This is a genomic window from Clostridium amazonense (assembly GCF_056431285.1).
Window position 1 is genome coordinate 1 of record NZ_JBWKMH010000029.1, and the last position, 1606, is coordinate 1606.

The window sequence follows — 1606 nt, forward strand, 5'->3', positions numbered from 1 at the left end:
ATCTCAAGTTTGCTGACTATAATAGTCAATTTTACATCTTTCGATGTGATCTTCTAATTGATTAGAATCTCAATGAATTAACTGGTTTTACCTATATATTATCTGTTTAATTTTCAAAGACCAATTCGTTTTTTTTCAGTATTTGTTACTGCTTGATTATTGTATCAAATACATTTTATATTGTCAACACTTTTTTTTAAACATTTTTTCAAGTTTTTCGTTTGTGTTCCTGACAACGATATTTATTATATCTATATTATTATCTATTATTCTATTATATATACTTTATTTACTTGAATTATAATTATAATACTTTATTTTTCTAATAAATACTTAATAAATTATATATTGACACACTAGGTAATGTTTCCTGTTAAAACAATAAAAAAGTTAGAGATATTCCAATGTATATCTCTAACTTTTCTATTATTTCTATTTTACTTCAACTGGATAAGTTTCTTTTAACTTTTCAACTAAAGTTAAGAATTCTTTATTTTGTTTTTCTTGTAATAAGTTAGCTGATACCATTTCTTTAACTTCTTCTAATGGTTTTACATCTGATTCATTTTTTTCTTCTACTTTTATAATGTGATAACCAAATTGAGTTTTTACTGGTTCACTAACTGTATTTATATCTAAATCAAATGCAGCTTTTTCAAATTCAGGAACCATTCTTCCTCTTTCAAATGCACCTAAATTTCCACCTTGTTCTTTTGATGGACATTTAGAGTATTTTTTTGCTGCATCTTCAAATGTTATTTTATCTGATTTTATTTCTTCTGCTATATTCTTTGCTTCTTCTTCTGAATCAACTAGTATATGTTTTGCTGATACTGTTTCTTCTGTTTGGAACATAGCTTTGTTTTTATTATAGAACTCTTCTATTTCTGATTCTGTAACTTTAGCATTTTCAAAAGATTTTGTTATTCCTGCTTGTATTAATAAATCTTTCTTTACTGCTTCTAATTGATTTTTAAAAGTTTCTTCCTCTTCAAGTTTTGAATCTTTTGCAAAATTATAAACTAATTCATAACTTACAATTTGATCTAATAATTGAGCTCTTCCTTGTTCTGATCTGAAATATTGTTGATTTTGTTGTGGAAATCTTGATATAGTAAATTCTAAATCTGTTTCTGTTATCTCTTTTCCATTAACTATTGCTAGTACTTTATTTTCCATAAGTTATCTCCTTTTATTTTATTCTCTACTTATCACTCATTATAACATATTACATACATTAATCAAAATGTTATTTGCCATAATTTTCATGTAAGACTTTATTGTTCTAATCTTCCATTTATTATTTTAAAGCAAAAAAAAAGCCTTCATAAAATGAAGACTATGGTGACTCCTAGGGGAATCGAACCCCTGTTACCACCGTGAAAGGGTGGTGTCTTAACCGCTTGACCAAGGAGCCTTAGGTTGGTGGCTCACCGGGGAATCGAACCCCGGACACCATGATTAAAAGTCATGTGCTCTACCGACTGAGCTAGTGAACCATATGGCTGGGATAGCAGGATTTGAACCTACGAATGCCAGAGTCAAAGTCTGGTGCCTTACCGCTTGGCGATATCCCAATTACTTAAATTATTTTAAAAGACTTTTT

At 28.3% G+C, this 1606-nt stretch carries 1 protein-coding gene and 3 tRNA genes; all 4 read right to left on the reverse strand.

Going from position 1 to position 1606, the window contains the following annotated elements; translation table 11 throughout:
- Window positions 1-432 precede the first annotated feature (432 nt).
- Entirely contained in the window at window positions 433-1179 is a 747-nt protein-coding gene (locus AC07E4_RS12665) for a peptidylprolyl isomerase (RefSeq protein WP_034439846.1), read from the reverse strand.
- A 163-nt stretch (window positions 1180-1342) separates the two neighbouring features.
- Window positions 1343-1417: transfer RNA gene (locus AC07E4_RS12670), tRNA-Glu, on the reverse strand.
- 6 nt (window positions 1418-1423) lie between these two features.
- Window positions 1424-1499 (reverse strand) — tRNA-Lys (locus tag AC07E4_RS12675).
- Window positions 1500-1502: 3 nt separating this feature from the next.
- Window positions 1503-1577 (reverse strand) — tRNA-Gln (locus AC07E4_RS12680).
- Window positions 1578-1606: the final 29 nt, after the last annotated feature.